The organism is Geodermatophilus maliterrae (genome assembly GCF_041018925.1).
GTDB lineage: Bacteria > Actinomycetota > Actinomycetes > Mycobacteriales > Geodermatophilaceae > Geodermatophilus > Geodermatophilus maliterrae.
Genome location: NZ_JBFNXQ010000022.1, coordinates 39,967 through 56,662, shown reverse-complemented (window position 1 = coordinate 56,662; position 16,696 = coordinate 39,967). Strand labels below are relative to the sequence as shown.

Here is a 16,696-nt window from a genome sequence, read left to right as displayed (position 1 = left end):
CTCGGCCGGCCCGTGGTGGAAGCCCGACGCGCGCAGCGACCCGTGGCGCGACCCGCACGCCCCGGCCGGGCTCACCGGACCGGCGGTGTTCGCCGACGAGTCCGAGCAGGACGGCCCGGTCGTCGTCGACCGCAGGGGCCGCAGGAAGCTGCGGCTGAGCGACCTGTCGGTGCGGGTCGCCGCGCTCGTCGCGCTCGCGGTCCTGCTCGCCGGCGCCCTCGGCGGCGGGGTGGGCTACCTGCTCACCCGCGAGGCCGCGGAGACCCCGCTGCTGGCCCCGGGGACGACGCTGTCGCAGACCGACGAGGGTGTCACCCGCGAGCCCGGGTCGGTGTCCGACATCGCCGGCGCGGTCACCCCGGCGGTCGTGTCGATCGAGGTCCGCGTCGGCGAGGTCGGGGCCACCGGGTCCGGCGTCGTCGTCGACGGCGAGAACGGCTACATCGTCACCAACAACCACGTCGTCTCCGGCGCCGACGGCGTCGAGGGCGCCGAGCTCCGCGCGGTCTTCAGCGACGGCACCGGCTCGGAGGCCCGCATCGTCGGCCGCGACCCGGCCAGCGACATCGCCGTCGTCAAGGTGGAGCGCCCGGGTCTGGTCACCGCCTCGCTCGGCAGCGTCGACGACCTGGTCGTCGGCGACCCGGTGGTGGCCATCGGCTCCCCGCTGGGCCTGGCCGGCACCGTCACCAGCGGCATCGTCAGCGCCCTCGACCGGCCGGTCCGGCTGGCGGGGGAGGGCAGCGACACCAACGCGGTGATCAGCGCCGTGCAGACCGACGCCCCGATCAACCCGGGCAACTCCGGCGGTGCGCTGGTCGACGCCACCGGGGCGGTCATCGGCATCAACACCGCGATCGCCTCCCTCGGCGGTGGCAGCGTCGGCCTCGGCTTCGCCATCCCGATCGACACCGCCCGCGAGGTCGCCGAGCAGCTCATCGCCAGCGGCGCCGCGGTGCACGCCTCGCTCGGCGTCAACACCCGCTCGGTCAGCGACGGCACCCGCGACGGCGCGCTGGTCCTCAACGTCGAGCCGGGCAGCGCCGCGGCCGACGGGGGGATCCGGGAGCGCGACGTCGTCATCGCCGTCGACGACCAGCCCGTCGGCAGCTCCGAGGAGCTCGTCGTCGCCGTCGACTCCTATCGGCCCGGCGACGCCGTCACCCTCGAGGTGATCCGCGACGGGCGGTCCACCACGGTGCAGGTCACGCTCGGTCAGGCCTGAGGAAGGACCCCCCTGCCCCCCGCCACTCGCGAGCTCGCGGCGGGACCCTGCAGGGGGGCCACCCCTCCTCCCCGGCCCCCGCCGCTCGGCGGGACCCGGGACGGGGCCGTCTAGGCTTGCTCCGGAGATTGGGGGCAGCGCGTGTTCGACTCGATCGGCTGGGGCGAGATCGTCGTCCTCGCGCTCGCCGCGCTGTTCATCTTCGGCCCCGAGCGCCTGCCCACCCTCGCCAAGGACGCCGCCGCCGGGCTCAAGCGGGTCCGCGCCGCGCTCACCGGCGTGCGGGCGCAGGTCGACGAGTCCCTCGGCGACGAGCTGGCCGGGCTGCGCGACCTCGACCTGCGCCGCTACCACCCGAAGACCTTCATCCGTGAGCAGCTGCTCGCCGACGAGGACGCGCCGCCGGTGCGCCGCGGCAGCGCCACCGGCACGCCGGGGCTGGTCGCCGGGGCCGCGACCGGGGCCACCGCCGCAGGGCTGGTCAAGCCGGGCCGCGACGTCGCCCGTCCCCGCGACCGCGCCACCCCACCGCCCTTCGACGTCGACGCGACGTGACACCGCGGCGACGTGCCGTTCCCCTGCTGCGCTGAGCGAGCACCACCGGGGTCCCGCGAGCCGAGCGGACGGCCGCACGAGCCGCCGCGCCCCTGATCCCCGAACGCAGGAGGCCGGCACCCCGAACGGGGTGCCGGCCTCCTGGCGGTCAGTGCGTCAGCGGCGGACGGGGGTGAGCCCCAGCGACATCCCGGACAGCCCGCGCTGGCGGACGGCGAGGGAGTCGGCGATCGCGGACAGCGCCTTCGCCGCGGCCGACTCCGGCTCGGCCAGCACGATCGGCGCCCCGGCGTCGCCGGCCTCGCGCAGGCGGGTGTCGAGCGGGATCTGGCCCAGCAGCGGCACCCGGGCGCCCAGCGTGCGGGTCAGGGCGTCGGAGACCGTCTGACCGCCACCGGAGCCGAAGACCTCCATGCGGGTGCCGTCGGGCAGCTCCATCCACGACATGTTCTCGATCACGCCGACCACCTGCTGGTGGGTCTGCGTGGCGATCGCGCCGGCGCGCTCGGCCACCTCGGCGGCGGCCAGCTGCGGCGTGGTCACCACGAGGATCTCGGCGGTGGGCAGCAGCTGGGCGATGGAGATCGCGACGTCACCGGTGCCGGGCGGGAGGTCCAGCAGCAGGACGTCGAGGTCGCCCCACCACACGTCGGCGAGGAACTGCTGCAGCGCGCGGTGCAGCATCGGTCCGCGCCACACCACCGGGGTGTTGCCCGGGGTGAACATGCCGATCGAGATGACCTTCACGCCCATCGACTGCGGCGGCATGATCATGTTGTCGACCTGGGTCGGCTTGTCCTCGACGCCGAGCATGCGCGGCACCGAGTGGCCGTAGATGTCGGCGTCGACGACGCCCACCGACAGGCCCTTCCTCGCCAGCGCGGCGGCCAGGTTGACCGTGACGCTGGACTTGCCGACGCCGCCCTTGCCGGACGCCACGGCGTAGACGCGGGTGAGCGAGCCGGGCTGGGCGAAGGGGATGACCGGCTCGGCGGTGTCGCTGCCCCGCACGGTCTTGCGCAGCTCGGCGCGCTGCTCGTCGCTCATGACGTCCAGGCCGACCTGCACCGAGGTCACGCCGGGGACGGCGGAGACCGCCTGGGTGACGCGGTTGGTGATCGTCTCGCGCATCGGGCAGCCGGCCACGGTGAGGTAGACCTCGACGCGCACGGCGCCCGGGTCGCCCTCGACGCCGATCTGCACGTCCTTGACCATGCCGAGGTCGGTCAGCGGACGGTTGATCTCCGGGTCCTGGACGGTGGCCAGAGCGGCGTTGACGGCGTCGAGCGCCGGTGAGCCGGTCAGCGTGTCGGACATGGGTGCCTGTGTCTCCTTCGACGGGGGGACCCGGTCGGCGACCCGCCGCGCGCGGCGGCGTCCTGCCACTCGGGCCACCTGCCACTGTACGGCGATCGGCACCGGGTGCCGCCCGGCGTCGGGGTGATGTGTTGCGCACGACGCGCAGTGCTGCCGTGCTGGTCGACGCCGGGACGCGCGCCGCGTCCCCGGGTCGACGGGGCGCCCGGAGCCGGTCGGTAGCGTCGGACGCCGTGTCCCGCTCCGTCCGTGCCGCCGTCCTGCGCGACGCGATCGGGCTCGGGGTGGCCGTCGGCCTGTACGGCGTCGCCTTCGGCGCGGCCGCCGACGCCGCGGGCCTGGACCCCTGGCAGGCGCTGGCGATGTCGCTGCTGATGTTCACCGGCGCCTCGCAGTTCGCGCTGGTCGGCGTGCTCGGCGCCGGCGGCAGCGGGCCGGCCGCGATCGGCAGCGCCCTGCTGCTGGGCACCCGCAACACCGTCTACGGCGTCCGCCTCGCACCCCTGCTCGCCCCGCGGGGCCTGCTGCGCCGGCTCGGCCTGGCGCAGTGGGTCATCGACGAGACGACGGCGCTGGCCGTGGCCGCGCCCGACCGCGGGCTGGCCCGGTTGGGGTTCCTCGCCGGCGGGGCGACGATCTACGCGGTCTGGAACGCCACCACGCTGGTCGGCGCGCTCGGTGCCGCGGCGCTGGGGGAGACCGCGCAGGCCGCGCTGGACGCCGTCGTCCCCGCCGCCTTCCTGGCCCTGCTGTGGCCGCGGCTGCGGGCCGGCGCCGAGGAGCTGGCCGTCGCCCGCCGGGTCGCGCTCGGCGGCGCGGCCGTGGCGCTCGCGCTGACGCCGTTCGTGCCCGCGGGTGTGCAGGTGGTGGCCGCCGTCGTCGCGGTCGCGCTGGCCGGCCGGCCGCGTCCGGAGCAGCGGGAGGCGGCGGCGTGAGCAGCGGGACGCTGTGGGCGGTGGTCGTCGTCGGCTCGCTGGGCTGCTACCTGCTCAAGCTGGCCGGGCTCTCCGTGCCGGCGGCCTGGGTGGAGCGGCCGTGGGTCACCCGCGTGGTCACCTTCGTCCCCGCCGCGCTGCTCGCGGCGCTGGTCGCGGTGCAGACACTGGCCTCCGGCCAGGGCCTCGTGGTCGACGGGCGGCTGGCCGGGCTCGCCGTCGCCGCGCTCGCGCTGGCCCTGCGCGCCCCGTTCATCGTGGTGCTCACCCTGGCCGGCGCCACCGGGGCACTGGTCCACGTCCTCACCACGTGACCGGCGCCCCGCCGGACGTCGACCGGCGGCGCCCTCCCGGAGCGGGCACCGCCGCGCCGTCCTCGGCCGACCCCGTCAGCCGACCGACTCGCGCCGCTCCCGCTCCCGCTCCGCCCGCTCCGCCTGCTTGCGGCGCTTGCGCTCCCGCTTCTCGGCGTCGTCACCCTCCTCGCCGGCCAGCCGGGTCAGCTCGCCGCGGATGAAGTCGCGGGTGGCCAGCTCGCCGACCGCCACGCGCAGCGCGGCGAGCTCGCGGGCCAGGTACTCGGTGTCGGCGCGGGTGGAGGCGGCCCGGGCGCGGTCCTCCTCGGCCTGCACCCGGTCGCGGTCGGCCTGCCGGTTCTGTGCCAGGAGGATCAGCGGCGCGGCGTAGGCGGCCTGGGTGGAGAAGGCCAGGTTGAGCAGGATGAAGGGATAGGGGTCCCACCGCAGGCGGACGGCGAAGACGTTGAGCGCGATCCAGACGATCACGATGAGCGTCTGGACGGCGAGGAAGCGGCCGGTGCCGAGGAAGCGCGCGATCCCCTCGGCGAACCGGCCGACCGCGTCGGGGTCGAGCCGCAGGTAGCTGCCCAGGCCGCGCGGCGACCCGCGCGGGACGTCGAGCCGCCGGCCGTCAGCCACGGCGGGCCCGCTCCCGCCAGTCCTCGGGGAGCAGGTGGTCCAGGACGTCGTCGACGCTCACCGCGCCCACCAGCCGGCCCTGCTCGTCGACGACCGGGGCGGCCACCAGGTTGTAGGTGGCGAAGTAGTGGGTCACCTCCGCCAGAGGTGTGCCCGGCTGCAGCGGCTCGAGGTCGTCGAGGACACCGCTGACCAGCGTGGACGGCGGCTCGCGCAGCAGCCGCTGGATGTGCGCCAGGCCCAGGTAGCGCCCGGTCGGGGTGGCCGAGGGCGGCCGGCAGACGTAGACCTGGCTGGCCAGCGCCGGCGTCAGCTCGGGCTCGCGCACCCGCGCGAGCGCCTCGGCGATCGTGGCGTCCGGGGTGAGGATCACCGGCTCGCTGGTCATGAGGCCGCCGGCGGTGTCCTCGGTGTACTGCAGCAGCTGGCGCACCGGCTCGGCCTCGCCGGGTTCCATGAGCTCGAGCAGCCGGTTGCGGTCGACGTTGGACAGCTCCGAGAGCAGGTCGGCGGCGTCGTCGGGGTCCATCTCCTCGAGGACGTCGGCGGCGCGCGCCTCCTCCAGCGTGCCGAGGATGGTGATCTGCTCGGCCTCCGGCAGCTCGCCGAGGACGTCGGCCAGCCGCTGGTCGTCGAGGGCCTCGGCCACCTCGTGCCGCCGCTTGATCGGCAGGTCCTGCAGCGCGTGGGCGAGGTCGGCGGCGTTGAGCTCGCGGTAGGTGGCGATCAGCGTCTCGGCGCCCTGCCCGGTCTCGGGCAGCGCCAGGCCGGAGACCTCGTCCCAGGCCAGCTGGTGCAGCTGGCCGCGGCGGCCGATCCGGCCGGGCTCCTGCACGGCGAGCCGGGTGATCTGCCACTCGCCGGTGCGGGTCTGCTCCATCCCGGCGTCGACGACGGTGCCCGGCCGGCCGGACTCGCGGATGGTGACCGTGCGGTCGAGCAGCTCGCCGAGCACCAGCGTCTCGCCGCGCCGCTGCTCGAAGCGCTTGAGGTTGAGCGTGCCGGAGCCGAGCACCACCGCGCCGGGGTCGACGGAGGTGACCCGGCCCATCGGCACGAAGATGCGGCGGCGGGCCACGACCTCCACGACCAGGCCCAGCACGCGGGGGGTGGCGGTGCCCACCCGCAGCGCCACGACGACGTCGCGCACCCGGCCCACGCGGTCGCCGTTGGGGTCGAAGACGGGCAGTCCGGCGAGCCGGGAGACGTACGCCCTGGTCACCGTGGTCACGATCCCTGAGGCTACCGTCGGTGCGTGGCCGCCCCCGCCTCCGTGGTGTACGAGGTCGTCGACGTCTTCGCGCCACGGGCCTTCGCGGGCAACCCGCTGGCCGTCGTCCTCGACGCCGACGACCTGACCACGGAGCAGTGCCAGGCGCTGGCCAACGAGTTCGCGCTGTCGGAGACGTCGTTCCTCTGCGCGCCCACCGAGCCGAGGGCCGACTACCGGGTCCGCATCTTCACGCCCTACGCCGAGCTGCCCTTCGCCGGGCACCCGAGCGTCGGGGCGGCGCACACGCTGGTCCGCACCGGCCGGCTGCCCGCCGGCACGCTGCGCCAGGAGTGCGGCGCCGGCGTCCTCGACGTCGTGGTCGACGGCGACGGCGCGACGCTGTCGGGCGGGCGGCCGACGCTCGAGGACGGGCCGGATCCCGCGGCGCTGGCCGCGGCCGTGGGGCTCGGCGGAGCCGACGTCGTCGGGCTGCCCGCGCACGTCGCCGGCTGCGGCCTGCCGTTCGCGTTCCTCGCCGTGCACCCGGACGTCGTCGACCGCGCCGCGCCCGACCCGGCCGCCCTCGACGCGCTGGGCGTGGGGGAGGGGGTGTCGGTCCTGTCCTGGGACGCCGCGACGTCGACCGCCCGCGCCCGCGTCTTCGCCGGTGACCTGCGCTGGGGCGAGGACCCGGCCACCGGCTCGGCCGCGCTGGGCGCCGGCGTCTGGCTGGTCGCGACCGGGCTGCTCGCGCCGGGGGCGACGTCGGCCTACACGGTGCGCCAGGGCGAGGTCATGGGCCGGCCCTCGCTGCTGTCCTGCACGGTCACCGCGGCAGGAGGCCGGGCGACCGGCGCCACGGTGGCCGGCGCGGTGGTGCCCGTGGCCGCCGGCCGCATCCGGGTCCCCTGGTGAGCGCCGGGCAGGTCACCGCGGCGCCCTCACCGTGGGCGGTGCACCGGCCGGGCGGCCGCGACGTCGTCCTCATGGGCATCGCCGTCGTCGGCGTCTCGTTCTCCGGACCGCTCACCGCCCTGGTGACGACGTCGTTCCTGGCCATCGCCTTCTGGCGCAACGCCGCCGGCGCCGCCCTGCTCGTGCCGGTGCTGCTGGGCCGCGAGCGGGCCACCCTGGCCGGGCTGCGGCCGCGGCAGCTGGGCAGCTCGGTGGTGGCCGGGCTCTTCCTCGCCGCCCACTTCGCCGCGTGGCTGCCGAGCCTGTCGATGACCACGGTCGCCGCGTCGACCGCGCTGGTCACCACGACCCCGATCTGGACGGCGCTGGCCGCCCGCGTGTCCGGCGTCCGGCTGCCCGCGCAGGTCTGGTGGGGGCTGGCGCTGGCGGTGGTGGGGGCCGCGCTGATCGCCGGGGTCGACGTCGCGGTGAGCCTGGAGGCGCTGGCCGGCGACGGGCTGGCGCTGCTGGGCGCGGTCTGCGCCGGCGGCTACATGCTGGCCGGGGCGCGGGCGCGCGCCCGGCTGGCGACGTCGGCCTACTCCGTCGTCTGCTACTCCACCTGCGCGGTCGCGCTGGCTCTCGCGGCGCTGGTGACCGGGACGGCGCTGGCCGGGTTCAGCGCGCGCGACTGGTGGCTGATCGCGGCGATCACCGTCTGCGCGCAGCTGTTCGGGCACACGCTGCTCAACCTGGTGCTCTCCAGCGTCGGGCCGACCGTCGTTGGGCTGGCCGTGCTGCTCGAGGTGCCCGGCGCCCTGCTGGTGGCGCTCGTCCTGCTGGGGCAGACGCCGCCGCTGCTGGCGCTGCCGGGCATGGTCGCCGTCGTCGCCGGGGTGGCGCTCGTGGTGCGGGCGAGCCGGCCGCCGACGCCGGTCGAGCCGGTCACCTGAGGAAGGACCCCGTCGCCCCCCGCCACTCGCAGGCTCGCGGCGGGACCCTGCGACGGGGCCGATGCGCGTCGTTACCCTCCGGTGGCCGATCATCGACCGACGCCGTGTCGTCGGCCCACCCCACCACCCCAGCGGAGGCACCGTGGCCGAGCTCCGATCCCGCCGTTCCAACCTGGCCGTGCCGGGCAGCAACCCGCGCTTCCTCGACAAGGCCAAGGGGCTGCCGGCCGACCAGGTGTTCCTGGACCTGGAGGACGCCTGCGCACCGCTGGCCAAGCCGGGCGCGCGCAAGAACATCGTCGCGGCGCTCACCGAGGGCGGCTGGGGCGAGAAGATCCGCACGGTCCGGGTCAACGACTGGACGACGGAGTGGACCTACCGCGACGTCATCGAGGTCGTCGAGGGTGCCGGGGCCGACCTCGACTGCATCATGCTGCCCAAGGTCGCCGACGCCTCCCAGGTCGCGGCGCTGGACCTCCTGCTCACCCAGGTCGAGAAGGCCAACGGACTCGAGGTCGGGCGGATCGGCATCGAGGCGCAGATCGAGACCGCGCAGGGCCTGGTCAACGTCAACGACATCGCCTTCGCCAGCCCGCGGATCGAGACGATCATCTTCGGCCCGGCCGACTTCATGGCCAGCATCAACATGAAGTCCCTCGTGGTGGGCGCCCTGCACCCGGACTACCCGGGCGACCCGTTCCACTACATCCTCATGCAGATCCTCATGGCCGCCCGCGCCCGCGGCGTGCAGGCCATCGACGGGCCGTTCCTGCAGGTACGCGACGTGGAGGCGTTCCGCGAGGTCGCCAAGCGCTCCGCCGTCCTCGGCTTCGACGGCAAGTGGGTGCTGCACCCCGGCCAGATCGACGCCGCGAACGAGATCTACGCGCCGTCGCAGGCCGACTACGACCACGCCGAGCTCATCCTCGACGCCTACGACTGGTACACCTCCGAGGCCGGCGGCAAGAAGGGCTCGGCGATGCTCGGTGACGAGATGATCGACGAGGCCAGCCGCAAGATGGCGCTGGTCATCGCCGGCAAGGGCCGCGCCGCCGGGATGGGCCGCACCTCGTCGTTCACCCCGCCCGAGTAGGAGGACCCCGCCGGAGGGGTCAGGGTGCGAAGCTGCCGGCGACCGTCGCGAGGGCGAGGAGAGCGAGCACGATCCCGAGGACGGCCAGCGCCGTGCCGATCGCGCCGATGACGATGCCGGCGAGCGCCAGGCCGTCGCCCTCCTCGCCGGTCTCGCGGATCTGCCGGCGGGCGACGACGCCGAGGACGAGCCCGGCCGGGGCGAAGACGAAGGCCAGGACCAGCGCCACGATGGCCAGGCTGTTGGTCGGCCGGCGGAGGGGCGGCCATCCCGGCGGTGGCCCGTAGCCCTGCGGGGCGCCGTACCCCACGGGTCCGTAGGGGTCCTGGGTGCTGCTCATCGCGTCCTCCTCGGTGCCGTCCGCGGCACCGTAGACGCCCGACGTCCCGAGGGGGCGCCGGTGACCCAGGACACGGCGACGGTCAGGGGGTGGTGGCCCATACTCGCCGGTAACACGGACACCGGAGTCCCGGAGGAGTGAGCGTGGCCCGACTGGCGCAGACCGCCGACCTGACCGACGTCCAGAAGGAGATCCTGTCGACGGTCAGGAGCTTCGTGGACAAGGAGATCATCCCGCACGCCCAGGAGCTCGAGCACGCCGACGCCTATCCGACCGAGATCGTCGACGGGCTCAAGGAGCTCGGCATCTTCGGGCTGATGATCCCCGAGGAGTACGGCGGACTGGGCGAGTCGCTGCTGACCTACGCGCTGGTGGTCGAGGAGATCGCCCGCGGCTGGATGAGCGTCTCGGGCGTCATCAACACCCACTTCATCGTCGCCTACATGATCCGCCAGCACGGCACGCAGGCGCAGAAGGAGCACTTCCTGCCGCGCATGGCCACCGGCGAGGTGCGCGGCGCGTTCTCGATGTCCGAGCCGGGCCTGGGCTCCGACGTCGCCGGCATCCGCACCAAGGCGGTCAAGGACGGCGACTCCTACGTCGTCGACGGCCAGAAGATGTGGCTGACCAACGGCGGGTCCTCGACGCTGGTGGCCGCGCTGGTGCGTACCGACCTCGGCGCGGACAAGGCCCACCAGAACCTCACGACGTTCCTGGTCGAGAAGCCGGCCGGCTTCGGCACGGTCGCCCCCGGTCTCACCATCCCCGGCAAGATCGACAAGATGGGCTACAAGGGCGTCGACACCACCGAGCTGGTGTTCGACGGCTACCGCACCGGCGCCGACACGATCCTCGGCGGGGAGCCCGGCCGGGGATTCGCGCAGATGATGGACGGCGTCGAGGTGGGCCGCGTGAACGTGGCCGCCCGCGCCTGCGGCATCTCCATCCGTGCCTTCGAGCTGGCCGTGGAGTACGCCCAGCAGCGGGAGACCTTCGGCAAGCCGATCGTGCAGCACCAGGCGATCGCCTTCCAGCTGGCCGAGATGGCCACCAAGGTCGAGGCCGCGCACCTGATGATGGTCAACGCCGCCCGGCTCAAGGACGCGGGCAAGCGCAACGACGTCGAGGCCGGCATGGCCAAGCTGCTGGCCAGCGAGTACTGCGCCGAGGTGACCACCCAGTCCTTCCGCATCCACGGCGGCTACGGCTACTCGAAGGAGTACGAGATCGAGCGGCTCATGCGCGAGGCGCCGTTCCTGCTCATCGGTGAGGGCACCAGCGAGATCCAGAAGACGATCATCAGCCGCGGCCTGCTGAAGGACTACGGCCTCCGGCGCTGACGTCCGCCGTCCGGAGCCGACCCGGCCCCGTCCCGCACGCGGGACGGGGGCCGGGCTCGTCCTGCCGGCACCTCGTGCTCTGGTCCGCATGCGGACCAGAGCACGAGTTCCGAGGCGCCGACCGCGCGAGGAGGTGCGGAGCCGGGTCCTTCTAGGGTCGGGACGTGCGAGCCGTGGGAGTGACCGAGTTCGGCGGGCCCGAGGCCCTGTCCGTCGTCGACGTGCCGGACGAGCCGCTGGGGCCCGGCCGGGTGCGGGTCCGGGTGCGGGCCGCGGCGGTCAGCCCGACCGACACCCACCTGCGCAGCGGCGCCTACGCCGGCCGCGACCCGGTGAAGACCCCGCCGTGGGTGCCGGGCATGGACGCCGCCGGTGAGGTGGTCGAGGTGGGCGGGGGCGTCGACCGTGTCGCGGTCGGGGACGCCGTCATGGGGATCGTCGTCCCCACCGGTGCGCACGGCGGCTACCGCGAGGACCTCGTGCTGCCGGCCGCCTCGGTCGCCCGGGTGCCGGCCGGTGCCGACGCCGTCGCCGCCTCGACCCTGCCGATGAACGGCCTCACCGCCCGCCTCGCGCTCGACCAGATGGCACTGCCGGCCGGCTCGGTGCTCGCGGTGACCGGCGCGGCCGGGGCGTTCGGCGGCTACGTGGTCCAGCTGGGCGAGGCGGACGGGCTGACCGTCGTCGCCGACGCGTCGGAGGCCGACGAGCAGCTGGTGCGCGACCTCGGTGCCGACGTCGTCGTCCGGCGGGGCGACGACGTGGCCGAGCGCATCCGCGCCGAGTTCCCCGACGGCGTCGACGGGCTGGCCGACGGGTCGGTGCAGGACGCCCTCGTGCTGCCCGCGGTCCGCGACCGCGGGAAGGTGGCCACCGTGCGCGGCTACCGCGGTGACGGCTCGGGCCGGGTCGAGGTGCTGCCGACGCTGGTGCGCCGCTACGCGGAGAACGCCGCGGCGCTCGACCGGCTGCGCGAGCAGGTCGAGCAGGGCGCGGTGACGCTCCGGGTGGCGCGGACGTTCGCGCCGGAGGAGGCGCCCGAGGCCCACCGCGTGCTGGCCGCCGGCGGCGTCCGCGGCCGCCTGGTGATCACCTTCTGAGCTGCGGTCGCGCGCCCACCGCGGGGCCTGACAGGGTGGGGGCGGTGCCGGGCAGTGGGGCCCGGCGTGCGATGGAGGTGCGGTCGATGGTGCACAGGCTCGTCGTCAGCTACGGGCAGCCGGAGGACCCGGGGGCGTTCGACGCGTACTACCGCGACACGCACACCCCGCTGGCGACGAAGATGCCCGGGCTGGTCCGGCTGACCGTCGGGCACCCGCAGGCCCTGGACCCCTCCACGCCCGCGCCCTACCTGGTCGCCGCGCTGGACTTCGACTCCGAGCAGGCGATGGGCGCGGCGTTCGCGTCCGAGGAGGGGAAGGTCGCGGCCGGTGACGTCGCGAACTTCGCCACCGGCGGGGCGACGATGACGCACTACGAGGTCACCGAGGTCCACGTCTCCCGGTGAACGGCGCCCAGGCACTGATCCGCACGCTGGTCGACGCGGGGGTTGACGTCTGCTTCGCCAACCCCGGCACGTCGGAGATGCACTTCGTCGCCGCCCTCGACGACGTCCCCGGGATGCGCGGGGTGCTGACCCTCTTCGAGGGCGTGGCCACCGGCGCCGCCGACGGCTGGGCGCGCATGACCGGCCGGCCCGCCGCGACCCTGCTGCACCTCGGGCCCGGCATGGGCAACGGCCTGGCCAACCTGCACAACGCCCGCCGCGGCCGTGCGCCGATGGTGAACGTGGTCGGTGACCACGCCCGCTCGCACAAGCGGCTCGACGCGCCGCTGGAGAGCGACATCGACGCACTCGCCGGCACGGTGTCGGGCTGGGTGCGCCGGTCGCTGTCGCCGGCCGACGTCGCCGCCGACGCCGCGGACGCCGTCGCCGCGGCCGCCCGCGGGCAGATCGCCACGCTGGTGCTGCCCGCCGACGTCTCCTGGGAGGACGGCGCTGCCGTGGCCGACCCGCCGCCGTACCGCGCTGCGCCGGTGCCGCCCGAGTCCCGGGTGGCCGGGGTCGCGTCGGCGCTGCAGTCCGGCGAGCCGGCCGTGCTGTTCCTCGGGGGCGACGTCGTCGCGAGCGAGGACGGGCTGCTGGTCGCGTCCGGGGTCGCCGCGGGCAGCGGCGCGCGACTGCTGGCCGAGACGTTCCCGGCGCGGATGGTGCGCGGCGCCGGGCTGCCCGACGTCGGCAAGCTGCCCTATCCGCCGGAGGTGGCGATCAAGGCCCTCGCCGGCACCCGGCACCTGGTGCTGGCGGGGGCGACCGCGCCGGTGCACTTCTTCGGCTACCCGGGGGTCCCCGGCACGCCGGTGCCCGACGACTGCACGGTGCACGTGCTGTCCGAGCCGGGGGAGGACGGCGTCGCCGCCCTCCGGCAGCTGGGCGAGATGCTGTCGGCGAGCGACCCGGGGCCCCTGCTCGAGGCCTCCCGCCCCGAGCTGCCCACCGGGCGCCTGACGCCGCGGGCGGTCTCGGCGGTGGTCGGCGCGCTGCTGCCCGAGCGGGCGGTCGTCGTCGACGAGGCGATCACCTCCGGCGTCGGGATCGCCGAGCTGACCTCGGGCGCGCCGCGGCACGACTGGCTGGCGCTCACCGGCGGGGCGATCGGCGACGGCCTGCCCATGGCGGTCGGCGCGGCGGTGGCCTGCCCCGACCGGCCGGTCCTGGTCCTCCAGGCCGACGGCAGCGCGATGTACACCGTCCAGGCGCTGTGGACGATGGCCCGCGAGCAGCTCGACGTCACCGTCGTCCTCTACGACAACGGCTCGTACGCGATCCTGCAGGGGGAGCTGTCGCGGGTCGGTGCCTCCGGCGGCGGGGAGCGCGCGGGGCAGCTGCTCGAGCTCGGCGGGCCGGCGCTGGACTTCGTGTCCCTGGCCACCGGCATGGGCGTGCCGGCCACCCGGGCCGAGACCGCCGAGGAGCTGGCCGACCAGCTCCGCACCGCGCTGGCCGAGCCGGGTCCGCACCTGGTGCAGGCGGTGCTGCGGCCGGCCGGCTGACCGCCTCACCCGCTGGGGGGAACGCCGGACGGATCCGTTCCAGTGTCGGGCGCCGGGGGCCGATGTGGTCCGTGTGTCCCCGATGACGACAGGAGACGGCTCCCGCACGCCCGTGCGGAAGCCGCTCTCCGGTGCCCCCTGGACCGTGTTGTCGGTGCTGCCCGTGCTGGGGATGGTCGTGGCGCAGGGGATGCTGCCCGGCACGGACGCCGGCACGGCCCTGTACTTCGCCGTCGTCGCGGTCGCCGTGGCCGGGGCCTGGGCGGGCGCCCACGCCTCGCGGCGCGGCGCGGCGCCGTACTGCCTCGCCGTGGGCGTCACGCTGTCGGGCCTGGGCGACGCGCTCTGGCAGGCGCAGGTGCTGCTCGCCGGCACGGCGGCCGACGTCTCCGCCGTCGACGTCCTGTACCTGGGCTCCTACGCCGCCGTCGGCACCGGGGTGTGGCTCATGGCCGGCGCCCGGGAGCGATCGCACCGGCAGCGGGTGTCGGGGGCGATCGACGCGCTGTGCGTGACCGTGGCCGCGCTCCTGGTCGTGTGGGAGCTGTCGATCGCGGCCACGGTGTCGGACCGGTCGCTCCCGCTGGTCGCCCAGGCCGTCCTGGTCACCTACCCGGTCGCGGACGCCGTGCTGCTGGGGCTGGTCTGCCGCCTGGTGACCAGCCGCCGGCGAGGCGAGTGGGCGGGTCCGGCCGTGGCCGCCGCGTGCGCCTGCTGGCTGGTCTCGGACGTCGCCTTCCTCGTGCAGGACCGGGTCGAGGGCTTCGGCTCGTGGCTGGACTCCGGCTGGCTGCTGGGCAGCCTCCTGCTGGCCGCGGCGACCTCGCGGCGGCTGGCCACCCCGGCCCGCCCGGCGCGCGACGATGTGGTCACCGCCTCCGGCCTGGGCCGCCTCGCGATCTGCCTGGGGGCGCTCATGGTCCCGCCGGTCGTCGAGCTGGTCACCGACGCCACCGGCCACGGGAACTCCGTCAGCACCGTCTTCGCCAGCACGCTGGTCCTCACCCTGCTGGTCTTCCTGCGCGCGTCGCTGCTGCTGAAGGGCGAGGCCGCGGCCCGGGCGCGGCTGCGCTCGCAGGAGCGGTACGCGACCAAGCTGGCCGCCTGGTCCGCCGACGCGGTGATGGTGGTCGACCGCGACCACCGGCTGCTCAGCGACCCCGCGCCGCTCGCCGGGCTGCTGGGCACCACGCCGGCCGAGCTCGGGAGCTCGCAGGACGTCGTGCGGACGGCCGGGATCGACCCCGACGTCGCCGTGGACGTCTTCGCGCAGGGGGTGGCCGCCGGCGGGCAGGTCGTGGACGTCGAGGTGCCCGCCCGGCGCATGGGGGAGGACCGCTGGTACGGCGTCCGGCTGGTGGACCTCAGCGACGACCCGGACATCGGCGGCGTCGTCGTCCACCTGACCGACGTGACCAGCCGGCGCCGCGCCGACCGCGCGCTGGCCCACGTGACCCTGCACGACGGGCTGACCGGCCTGGCCAACCGCACGCTGTTCACCGACCGCGTCGGCCAGGCGCTGCTGCGCACCGTGCGCGGCGGCGGCTCGGCCGCGGTGGTCACCATCGACCTCGACGGCTTCAAGGCGGTCAACGACACCCTCGGCCACGACGCCGGCGACGCGCTGCTGTTCGAGGTCGCGGGTCGGCTGAGCGCCGCCGTCCGCGCCGACGACACCGTGGCCCGGCTGGGCGGCGACGAGTTCGCCGTGCTGGTCGAGCAGGCCGGTGACGGCGACGACGCGGCGCTGACGACGGCGACCCGCGTGCTCGAGGTGCTCGCCCGTCCGGTGGAGCTCGAGGGCCGGCCGGTGACCGTCACCGCCGCCGTCGGCATCGCCGTGGGCCGCGGGGACGTGACCAGCGGGTCGCTCATCGCCGACGCCGACCTGGCGCTGCAGGCGGCCCGGACGGGCGGCCGCAACCGGGTGGAGGTCTACGACCCCGGCATGCGCGCGGCCGTGCAGGCCGCCCGCGAGCTGGAGCACGAGCTGCGCGGCGCGCTGGCCGCGGGGGAGTTCCGGCTGGTGTACCAGCCGGTCGTCACCCTGGCCGACCGCCGGGTGACCGGCTTCGAGGCGCTGCTGCGGTGGACCTCGCCGCGGCTGGGCCCGGTGGGCCCCGACCGGTTCGTGCCCGCCGCGGAGGCCGCGGGTCTGATCGACGAGATCGGCGCGTGGGTGCTCAGGGAGGCGTGCACGACGGCCGCCGCGTGGCGGCGCGACCACCCGGGTGCTGCCGACATGACGATGGCGGTCAACGTGTCGGCCGCGCAGCTGGCGTCGCCGGACCTGGTCGGCTCCATCGCCGCCGCGCTGGCCGAGAGCGGGCTGCCCGCCGGCGCGCTCGTGGTGGAGGTGACCGAGACGGCGCTCGTCGGCGACCCGGAGCACGCGGCGGCCTGCCTGGCGGCGCTGCGGGCGCTCGGCCTGCGGCTGGCGCTGGACGACTTCGGCACCGGCTACTCGTCGCTGGCGCACCTGCAGCAGTTCACCGTGGACGTGCTCAAGATCGACCGCTCGTTCGTCAGCACGATGGCCGAGGGCGAGCCGATGCCGGCGATCGTGCGCGGCACCATCGACCTGGGCCGCACGCTGGGCCTGGAGGTGCTCGCCGAGGGCGTGGAGCACGAGCACCAGGCGCGGCTGCTGGCCGAGGGCAACTGCGACTCCGCGCAGGGCTACCTGTTCGCCCGGCCGCTGGAGCGCACCGACGCCGAGGCCGTGCTGCTCGAGCAGGTGGCGCGGGACGCCGCCGCGGCCGTGCCCGTGCCACGGGCGCCGCGGGTGCTGACCCGCCCGGTCTGACGGAGCGCACACCGTCGCGGGGTCACCCGGTCG

The 16,696-nt window shown here is 75.6% G+C and carries 16 protein-coding genes; 12 read left to right on the top strand and 4 right to left on the bottom strand.

The window, feature by feature from the left end:
• Together ABQ292_RS09325 and ABQ292_RS09320 are read left to right on the top strand one after the other, a co-directional pair.
• The coding region (locus ABQ292_RS09325) for a S1C family serine protease (protein ID WP_369205543.1) at window positions 1-1,225 on the top strand (1,225 nt) is incomplete at its 5' end.
• A gap of 141 nt (window positions 1,226-1,366) precedes the next feature.
• The gene (locus ABQ292_RS09320; protein ID WP_369205541.1) at window positions 1,367-1,780 is read left to right on the top strand and encodes a twin-arginine translocase TatA/TatE family subunit; all 414 of its coding nucleotides are present in this window, start codon (window positions 1,367-1,369) and stop codon (window positions 1,778-1,780) included.
• A 156-nt stretch (window positions 1,781-1,936) separates the two neighbouring features.
• Here the strand turns inward: ABQ292_RS09320 and ABQ292_RS09315 are convergent, their stop codons facing one another.
• Entirely contained in the window at window positions 1,937-3,097 is a 1,161-nt protein-coding gene (locus ABQ292_RS09315; RefSeq protein WP_369205539.1) for an Mrp/NBP35 family ATP-binding protein, read from the bottom strand.
• Window positions 3,098-3,330: 233 nt separating this feature from the next.
• Between ABQ292_RS09315 and ABQ292_RS09310 the strand changes: the two genes are divergently transcribed.
• Together ABQ292_RS09310 and ABQ292_RS09305 are read left to right on the top strand one after the other, a co-directional pair.
• Window positions 3,331-4,032, top strand: coding sequence for an AzlC family ABC transporter permease (locus ABQ292_RS09310; protein WP_369205537.1), 702 nt, complete (start codon window positions 3,331-3,333; stop codon window positions 4,030-4,032).
• Complete coding sequence (locus ABQ292_RS09305; RefSeq protein ID WP_369205535.1) at window positions 4,029-4,346, top strand: AzlD domain-containing protein; 318 nt, start codon at window positions 4,029-4,031, stop codon at window positions 4,344-4,346. Before ABQ292_RS09310 ends, ABQ292_RS09305 begins: the two co-directional genes overlap by 4 nt.
• 75 nt (window positions 4,347-4,421) lie before the next feature.
• On the opposite strand, the gene ABQ292_RS09300 is transcribed toward ABQ292_RS09305, so the two are convergent.
• Together ABQ292_RS09300 and ABQ292_RS09295 are read right to left on the bottom strand one after the other, a co-directional pair.
• A complete protein-coding gene (locus tag ABQ292_RS09300; RefSeq protein WP_369205530.1) occupies window positions 4,422-4,970 on the bottom strand; it encodes a DUF1003 domain-containing protein in 549 nt (182 codons plus the stop codon).
• Window positions 4,963-6,201, bottom strand: a complete 1,239-nt coding sequence (locus tag ABQ292_RS09295) for a magnesium transporter MgtE N-terminal domain-containing protein (RefSeq protein WP_369205528.1) — start codon at window positions 6,199-6,201, stop codon at window positions 4,963-4,965. Before ABQ292_RS09295 ends, ABQ292_RS09300 begins: the two co-directional genes overlap by 8 nt.
• Before the next feature lie 24 nt (window positions 6,202-6,225).
• Between ABQ292_RS09295 and ABQ292_RS09290 the strand changes: the two genes are divergently transcribed.
• The 3 genes from ABQ292_RS09290 (at window position 6,226) to ABQ292_RS09280 (ending at window position 9,123) form a co-directional block, all read left to right on the top strand.
• Window positions 6,226-7,098, top strand: a complete 873-nt coding sequence (locus ABQ292_RS09290) for a PhzF family phenazine biosynthesis protein (protein ID WP_369205526.1) — start codon at window positions 6,226-6,228, stop codon at window positions 7,096-7,098.
• Window positions 7,095-8,030, top strand: coding sequence for a DMT family transporter (locus ABQ292_RS09285; RefSeq protein WP_369205524.1), 936 nt, complete (start codon window positions 7,095-7,097; stop codon window positions 8,028-8,030). The genes ABQ292_RS09290 and ABQ292_RS09285 overlap by 4 nt, the downstream gene beginning before the upstream one ends.
• 142 nt (window positions 8,031-8,172) lie before the next feature.
• Window positions 8,173-9,123 carry an HpcH/HpaI aldolase/citrate lyase family protein gene (locus ABQ292_RS09280; RefSeq protein WP_369205522.1) on the top strand — a complete coding sequence of 317 codons (951 nt, stop codon included), beginning with the start codon at window positions 8,173-8,175 and terminating at the stop codon, window positions 9,121-9,123.
• Window positions 9,124-9,142: 19 nt separating this feature from the next.
• Here ABQ292_RS09280 and ABQ292_RS09275 read toward each other — a convergent pair whose 3' ends face one another.
• Window positions 9,143-9,463: a DUF4190 domain-containing protein gene (locus tag ABQ292_RS09275; protein WP_369205520.1), complete on the bottom strand. Its 321-nt coding sequence runs from the start codon at window positions 9,461-9,463 to the stop codon at window positions 9,143-9,145.
• Window positions 9,464-9,606: 143 nt separating this feature from the next.
• Here ABQ292_RS09275 and ABQ292_RS09270 point away from each other — a divergent pair, with 143 nt between their 5' ends.
• From ABQ292_RS09270 to ABQ292_RS09250, 5 genes are all read left to right on the top strand, one after another.
• Window positions 9,607-10,803, top strand: a complete 1,197-nt coding sequence (locus ABQ292_RS09270) for an acyl-CoA dehydrogenase family protein (RefSeq protein ID WP_369205518.1) — start codon at window positions 9,607-9,609, stop codon at window positions 10,801-10,803.
• A gap of 164 nt (window positions 10,804-10,967) precedes the next feature.
• Window positions 10,968-11,903: an NADP-dependent oxidoreductase gene (locus ABQ292_RS09265; RefSeq protein ID WP_369205516.1), complete on the top strand. Its 936-nt coding sequence runs from the start codon at window positions 10,968-10,970 to the stop codon at window positions 11,901-11,903.
• Between the two features lie 86 nt (window positions 11,904-11,989).
• On the top strand, window positions 11,990-12,310 hold the full coding sequence (locus ABQ292_RS09260; protein ID WP_369205514.1) for an EthD family reductase: 321 nt from the start codon (window positions 11,990-11,992) through the stop codon (window positions 12,308-12,310).
• On the top strand, window positions 12,307-13,857 hold the full coding sequence (locus ABQ292_RS09255; protein ID WP_369205512.1) for an acetolactate synthase large subunit: 1,551 nt from the start codon (window positions 12,307-12,309) through the stop codon (window positions 13,855-13,857). The genes ABQ292_RS09260 and ABQ292_RS09255 overlap by 4 nt, the downstream gene beginning before the upstream one ends.
• A gap of 154 nt (window positions 13,858-14,011) precedes the next feature.
• Window positions 14,012-16,663: a putative bifunctional diguanylate cyclase/phosphodiesterase gene (locus ABQ292_RS09250; RefSeq protein WP_369205510.1), complete on the top strand. Its 2,652-nt coding sequence runs from the start codon at window positions 14,012-14,014 to the stop codon at window positions 16,661-16,663.
• The last annotated feature ends 33 nt before the right edge of the window (window positions 16,664-16,696 follow it).